This window comes from Flavobacteriales bacterium (assembly GCA_020435415.1).
Classification (GTDB): domain Bacteria; phylum Bacteroidota; class Bacteroidia; order JACJYZ01; family JACJYZ01; genus JACJYZ01.
The window spans coordinates 1-6,821 of the sequence record JAGQZQ010000129.1; the positions used below are offsets into that span (position 1 = coordinate 1).

Annotated in this window: 8 protein-coding genes; 3 read left to right on the top strand and 5 right to left on the bottom strand. The window is 46.1% G+C overall.

Translation table 11 applies throughout. The annotated features are described in order from the left end of the window. The 4 genes from KDD36_14255 to KDD36_14270 all read right to left on the bottom strand — a co-directional run. On the bottom strand, nt 1-329 hold a 329-nt coding region (locus KDD36_14255), incomplete at its 3' end, for a translation initiation factor IF-2 (protein ID MCB0397810.1). Between the two features lie 42 nt (nt 330-371). Then, the gene (nusA, locus tag KDD36_14260; protein ID MCB0397811.1) at nt 372-1,610 is read right to left on the bottom strand and encodes a transcription termination/antitermination protein NusA; all 1,239 of its coding nucleotides are present in this window, start codon (nt 1,608-1,610) and stop codon (nt 372-374) included. Between the two features lie 28 nt (nt 1,611-1,638). Next, nucleotides 1,639-2,115 carry a ribosome assembly cofactor RimP gene (gene rimP, locus KDD36_14265; GenBank protein ID MCB0397812.1) on the bottom strand — a complete coding sequence of 159 codons (477 nt, stop codon included), beginning with the start codon at nt 2,113-2,115 and terminating at the stop codon, nt 1,639-1,641. 109 nt (nt 2,116-2,224) lie between these two features. Further along, nucleotides 2,225-3,940, bottom strand: a complete 1,716-nt coding sequence (locus tag KDD36_14270; GenBank protein MCB0397813.1) for a toxin-antitoxin system YwqK family antitoxin — start codon at nt 3,938-3,940, stop codon at nt 2,225-2,227. Nucleotides 3,941-4,162: 222 nt separating this feature from the next. Between KDD36_14270 and KDD36_14275 the strand changes: the two genes are divergently transcribed. Both KDD36_14275 and KDD36_14280 read left to right on the top strand, forming a co-directional pair. Next, entirely contained in the window at nt 4,163-4,756 is a 594-nt protein-coding gene (locus tag KDD36_14275; protein ID MCB0397814.1) for a DUF502 domain-containing protein, read from the top strand. A gap of 63 nt (nt 4,757-4,819) precedes the next feature. Continuing rightward, nucleotides 4,820-5,503 (top strand): hypothetical protein, encoded by a 684-nt coding sequence (locus KDD36_14280; protein ID MCB0397815.1) that lies wholly within the window; start codon nt 4,820-4,822, stop codon nt 5,501-5,503. Nucleotide 5,504: 1 nt separating this feature from the next. Here the strand turns inward: KDD36_14280 and KDD36_14285 are convergent, their stop codons facing one another. Then, nucleotides 5,505-6,323, bottom strand: a complete 819-nt coding sequence (locus KDD36_14285) for a 4-(cytidine 5'-diphospho)-2-C-methyl-D-erythritol kinase (GenBank protein ID MCB0397816.1) — start codon at nt 6,321-6,323, stop codon at nt 5,505-5,507. A gap of 145 nt (nt 6,324-6,468) precedes the next feature. On the opposite strand from KDD36_14285, the gene KDD36_14290 reads away from it, so the two are divergent. After that, the coding region (locus KDD36_14290) for an acetyl-CoA carboxylase carboxyl transferase subunit alpha (protein ID MCB0397817.1) at nt 6,469-6,821 on the top strand (353 nt) is incomplete at its 3' end.

Sequence of the window (6,821 nt, forward strand, 5' to 3'; positions counted from 1 at the left end):
GTGAGTTCGACGGGATTTTGAACGTTGGTGATCACGATCTCATCGGCATCACTGTCTCCATCACCTTTTTCCTTAACGGCGCTTTCTTCAAGGCTAATGGTTTCCCTGACCGGCTTTTTCAGTTCAACTTTCTGGGAAGCTTCTTTTAAAGATTTTTCAGACTGGAATTCACGCAGCAGCAGGTCATAGCTTTCCGGTGTGAGTTTGCTATTCGGATTGGCCTCAACTTTATGTCCCTTCTTATCGAGGAACTCCACAATGGTGGCAATACCGATATTCAGTTCCCGGGCTACCTTGCTTAATCGTTTTACTGCTGCTTCTTCTGACATAATTAATTCACTCGTTTTTTAAGTATGAATCCGGGCTGACGGCTATTCGTCAAACTCGGATCTCAGAATGGAAATAACATCCTTGATCGTTTCCTCTTCCAGATCCGTTCTGGTGATCAGGTCTTCGACGCTGAGTTCCAATACGCTTTTGGCGGTATCGCAACCGACATTTTTCAGCTCGTCGATGATCCAGCTTTCGATCTCATCGGCAAATTCTTCGAGATCCACATCTTCATTATCCGAATCGGTATCCCGGTAAACATCGATCTCATAGCCGGTGAGTTTACCCGCCAGTTTAATGTTATGTCCGCCTTTACCGATGGCCAGGCTTACCTGATCAGGTTTCAGGAAGACCTCGGCCCGTTTCACATCTTCCTTGATATTAATGGAAGATATTTTGGCGGGGCTGAGTGAACGTGTGATAAACAGGTTCACGTTGTTGGTATAGTTGATCACATCGATATTCTCATTGCGAAGTTCACGAACGATCCCATGGATACGGGACCCTTTCATTCCGACGCAGGCACCCACCGGATCAATCCGATCATCGTAGGATTCCACAGCCACCTTGGCTCTTTCACCCGGTTCACGCACAATCTTCTTAATGGTGATCAGGCCGTCAAAAATTTCCGGCACCTCCAGTTCGAAGAGACGCTCAAGGAAAACAGGCGATGTTCTTGAAAGAACGATTACCGGGCTGTTGTTTTTCATATCCACTCGAAGCACGATGGCCCGGATGGTATCTCCTTTTTTGAAGTAGTCGGAAGGGATTTGTTCAGACTTCGGAAGGATCAGTTCATTGCCTTCGTCGTCGAGGATCAGGATTTCACGTTTCCAGATCTGGTATACCTCACCGGTAACGATATCTCCGACGCGGTCCTTGTATTTACGGTAGATGCTGTCTTTCTCCAGTTCCAGAATCCTGGACACCAGGTTTTGTCTGGCTGCGAGAATGGCCCTTCTTCCGAAATCAAGAAAGCGCACCTCTTCTGATACCTCTTCACCAATCTCAAAGTCGGGTTCGATTCTCAAAGCTTCGGATAAAGGAATCTGTGTCGTATTATCTTCCACTTCCTCATCCGGTACGATGGTCCGGTTTCTCCATGCCTCAAGGTCTCCTTTGTCGATGTTGATGACGATATCAAAATTCTCATCACTGCCATACTTACGTTTGAGCATATTCCGGAAGACTTCTTCCAGGATGCTCATCATGGTTTCCCTGTCTATATTCTTCAGTTCTTTAAATTCACCGAAGGACTCGATCAGATTCACATTTTGCATAGCGCTTCTGTTAATTATACAGGTTTAATCAAATGACCACTTTTACTTTTGCCGATGCAATATCCTCCATGGATATTGTCACATCGGAATCTTCCGTGGCTTCTGTTTTTGACTTCTTTTTATTTCCTTTTTTTATTTCCTTTTGAAGGGTCAATGTTTCGGGCGTGACTGCACTTAAAGTCCCTCTAACTGCTTCTCCATTCTTCAGTTGTACTTCAAGGGCCCGGCCGATATTTTTCCGGTATTGTCTTTCGAGCCTCAACGGTTCGCCCAATCCCGGCGATGACACTTCCAGTGCATAATCTTCCTGGTCCCTATCGAACCGTTTCAGTAAAAAACGGTTGATCTCCACACACTGATCGATGGTAATGCCTTCATCGCCATCCACCAGCACTTTGATGCGGTTACCGTCCTTCACATCCACCAGCACTGTAAACAAAGGAGTACCTGAAAGTTTTTCCTCCAACGCTTGTTCTATGTCAACCTTTGCAATCACTGCTCTCAAAAAAACCGGCAAATAAAAGAGGGGACCATGTCCCCTCTCAATTTTTCCATTATTTCCGCATGCAAATATATGCATTTTTCCGTTCCGCGCAAGCACGGTGGCGTCCGAACTATTCCTGAGTCACTTTCACACCATTCTTAAACCTGATCTTTTTCACCAGCTTTCCCTTTTCATCGAAATACTCATGTACACCATCCTGAACCCCATCTTTATAAGGACCTTTGTTGCGCACCTGGTTTCCGTATTCATAATAGGTGATTCTCATCCCGTTCAGGCGTCCATCTTTGTAGTTGTCTTCCTGAAACTTATTCCCATTCTCATGCCAGTACTCACAAGTCCCGTGTTTTCTGCCATTGGCAAAGCGCTCCACCGACTTGGTTTTTCCATTCTCAAACCAATAGGTCCATACGCCATCCTGTACACCCTCTTTATAGGAACCTTCGATTTCCTTGTTCCCGTTCTGATACCAATACGTCCAGGTTCCGGTTTTGATCTGGTCATTATATTGACCGGCATAGTTTTGTTTACCGTTATCGAACCATCCCTGCCAATCCCCATGCAAACGGCCCTGGTTGAATGAGCCTTTGTCTTTCATTTGTCCATTCTGATACCATGAGGTCCATTCCCCTTGTTCTTTATCATTATTAAAATCGCCTTCCTGCATTTTGGGACCGTCTTCGTACCACCACGTCCATTTGCCGGTCTTCAGATCCTGCTTGTAGCTGCCTTCTTTCCATTTCTCACCATTCCTGTACCAGAAGGTCCACAGGCTGTCCTGCATATCATCTTTAAAAGCCCCTTTCGATTTCCTGCCGCCATCGTCATAGCCGAAGTGCCATATTCCGTTGCGCTTCCCATCTTTGAAGCCTCCCATCATATCCCGTGAACCATTTTCAAACCACCAGGTCCAGTGACCGGTGCGCACATCGTTGGTCCACTCACCCTTTACCTTCATATTTCCGTTATCATACCAATAGGTAAAAGGTCCTTCCTTCACTCCATTGACATAATGAACGGATTGTGTTTGCTGACCGCCTTCGGAAAACCTTTGGAGTTCACCATTCAGTTTGCCATCGGCATAAGGTTTTTTCCATTGTATTTTTCCGTTCGGGTGCTTTTCTTCCAACACGCCGTTTCCATCCTTGATCCATTGTTTCCCATCTGCATCCCACCATGCGAGTAATTGATCCTGCTCATTATCCACATACTTCACTTCATCCCGGGGCTGTCCGTTGGAATACCACCTTTTCCAGATACCGCTTTGGAGTCCCATTTGAAAGGCACCTTCCTGCTCGGGTTTCCCATCCTCATACCATAATTTGAATGGACCGTTAAGGGTATCATTGAGGAAGGTTCCTTCATTTTCCTTGTTGCCGTTTTCATACCAGTTTACATAACTCCCGTTTCTCTTCCCGAGATGGTATGATTCTACACTTTTTTGTTTTGCGTTATCATACCAGGTTTGCCAGGTACTGTCTGCCAGTCCATTGACAAAGATTTGTTTTTCCGATACCGTGCCATTGCTGTAAAAGTAGGTCCAGGTGCTGTCTGCCTTCCCCCGGTTAAAGTGTTCGATGCTTCTCAAGGCTCCTCCTTTGTACCAGGTTTTCCATAAGCCTGTTTCCCGTCCTTCCTCGAAGCGTCCCTGTTTCATGGGTTTACCGTTCTCATGCCAACTGGTGTACGAACCATGTTGTACGCCGTTCTTGAATTCTATTTCGCTCTTGGGATTTCCGTTCTCCCACTTGGTGGTTACCTTTTGCGCCTGAAGAGGAGCTATTGCTGCCAGGATCAGGAGCATCAGATTGAAAATGATTCGCTGCATCACGTTTGCTATTTAATATTCAAATGTAAGGATCATTGAATTTGTTGCAGATTACCACGGCAATAAATTACCCCCAAGCCATTGTTAGTATTGAAACCTGCGGCTTTCCTCCCGATGTATTAACGTCCATATCCTGCGTCCTACATTTCGAATACCTTATCTTTACGGCACGATTCCGGAGCAGGGCAATCATTCATCCGGCGAATTGCAAACCAGATAACCATGAAAAAGATCATCAGCTACTTTCTGCAAGGACTGCTTTACACCGCACCTATGGCCATTACCGTTTATGCGGTGATCATAGCTGTACAGTTCCTTGACCATCTGTTGCCCATGGATATTCCCGGGGTTGGTATTGCCATTCTGCTCACCAGTATCACACTGATCGGATACTTTACGACTTCATACCTGGCTCAGTCTCTTATTGAACGGATGGAGAACCTCCTGACACGAACACCTCTTATCAAGCTCATTTATACTTCCATCAAAGATCTTCTCGCCGCATTTGTAGGAAAGGAGAAGCGATTTGATCAACCCGTACTGGTGAAGGTAAGCAAGGATTCCGCGTTGCATAAGCTTGGTTTCATCACCCAATCGGATTTGTCTGCCTTGAACATAGACGGCAACATGGTAGCGGTCTACCTGCCACACTCATATGCATTCTCCGGAAACCTTTTCATCGTTCCGTCGGAGCAGGTAACCATCGTTTCCGCAAACCCGGCACAGGTCATGAAGTTTATTGTCTCCGGCGGCGTATCCGGATATGACGAATTGGTTGATAAGCCCAGTGATACAGCCACATCTACCAAAAAATAACGCCCGTGTCATGGAAATTTCTTAAGTTTAAGGAATGCACGTAACTATCCCAACCTACCTTTTATGAAAAGATCCCTACGCATCATCGCACTGATCACGCTGTCATACACCGCTGTTTTCAGTCAGAAAATAAAGGTCTCAGAAACCTCTACCAAGATAAACGGAGGAAGCCACAACGCCCTGGTTGTAACCATGAATGATGTAAGTCCGGATGACGTTGAAAAGGAATGGAAGTCCCTGATGAAAGGATACAAAGCCAAGGTTTCTTCCAAAGATGAGGTGTTTGCAGACAATGCGCTCATTAAATCCATATCGGAAAACACCCTGGACATTTATGCCATCGCGCAGAAGAAGGACAATACCGTGACGCTTTACGTAGCAGTGGATATGGGTGGTGCCTACATGTCGTCTGCCAATCACCCTACCGAATACAAGGTCATGGAAAAGATCGTTTATGATTTTGCCGTGAAAACAATGAGAGAGACCATTGCCAACGAGCTTAAGGAGGAAGAAAAGTTATACTCCAAGCTGGAAAAGGAACAAAGCGATCTTGAGAAAACCGATGAGCGACTTCACAAAGATATCGAGCAGTACAAATCGGAAATTGAAAAACTGAAGAACAGCATCACCCAGGCTGAGAAGGACATCGAACAGAACAAAAAAGATCAGGAGAAGAAAAAGACCGAAGTGGCTGCACAGAAAAAAGTGGTAGAAGCGGTTCAGGCCAAACAGAAGGCCATCAATTGATTCAATCCAATTTCATGGTATATACCGGCCACGGGAACACCTTCCGGGAGACCGTCGGTTCATGCTCAAAAATACCGTATAAAGCAGATCCGCTTCCGGTCATGGAAGCATATACCGCACCTTCTTTGTACAGTTTCTCTTTCACCTTCTTTAATGCAGGATATTTTCTGAAAACAGGATCCTCAAAATCATTCTGAATATTTTCCCTCCATTGGGCCACCGGCAATTCCAGAAGATTGCTCAACGACGTTCCGGAATCATCGGGTAAAATATTCGCATAAGCATCCACTGTGGCGACGTGGATATCGGGACATACAAGCACCAGATAAAAACCGGTGAGAGAGAGTGACGATGGCGCCATCACTTCGCCGCGACCTGTGACCCATGCCGGCCTGCCTTTGATGAAAAACGGACAATCGGAACCCAGCACCGAAGCGTATGATTCAAGTGTTTCATCGCTTAAACCCAAGCCAGCTATATCATTCATGACCTTCAACGCCCAGGCGCCATCGGAAGATCCTCCTCCCAGACCGGCCCCCATAGGCAAGACCTTATGAAGCCAGGCCCTCATTCCGGACAGCGCATGATCACCGGCAAGCACCATCCATGCTTTTTCCACAAGGTTATTCCCGGAGGAGGTACCGATATTTAGTCCGGATTGTTCCAACGAAAACCCTTCGGTACCGTCATCGGTTATGATTTCCAATACATCATACAAAGGAATAGGGTAAAAGAGGCTTTCAATGTCGTGATAGCCATCCGTCCTTTTCCGCAAAATACGCAACCCGATATTGATCTTTGCCTGAGGAAATACGACCATTATTATTTCACAAAATGTGGCGGGAAGATAATAAAAGATCATAGCCTGATGCACAATCATGTGAACGTTCTGAGATTCAGGATGATCCTTGTCTGACGGGGCAAAACGACCGGATTTCGTACCTTGCGCCCCATAAATCATCGCTATGATATACCTCGATTTTGAGAAACCCATTGAAGAACTGGTGATTCAACTGGAAAAGACCAGGGAGATCAATAAGGAGAGCAAGGTGGATGTCAAAGAAACCGTAAAGCGGTTGGAGAAGAAAATTGAAGACACACGCAAACAGGTTTATGGTAAGTTGACGGCGTGGCAACGGGTGCAGATGTCCCGCCACCCTGAGCGCCCCTATAGCCTGAAGTACATTCAGAACATGACGGATGAGGGCAGTTTTGTTGAGCTGCATGGCGACAGAACCGTCAAGGACGATAAAGCGATCATCGGAGGTTTTGCCTCCATCGAAGGCCGGTCCATGATGTTTATTGGTCACCAGAAAGG

Bases quoted from the DNA above. Each gene is read 5' to 3' on its own strand.
- KDD36_14275 (MCB0397814.1), top strand. From the start codon at position 4,163: ATGAAAAAGATCATCAGCTACTTTCTGCAAGGACTGCTTTACACCGCA.
- KDD36_14285 (MCB0397816.1), bottom strand. From the start codon at position 6,323: ATGGTCGTATTTCCTCAGGCAAAGATCAATATCGGGTTGCGTATTTTG.
- KDD36_14280 (MCB0397815.1), top strand. From the start codon at position 4,820: ATGAAAAGATCCCTACGCATCATCGCACTGATCACGCTGTCATACACC.
- nusA (MCB0397811.1), bottom strand. From the start codon at position 1,610: ATGCAAAATGTGAATCTGATCGAGTCCTTCGGTGAATTTAAAGAACTG.
- KDD36_14270 (MCB0397813.1), bottom strand. From the start codon at position 3,940: ATGCAGCGAATCATTTTCAATCTGATGCTCCTGATCCTGGCAGCAATA.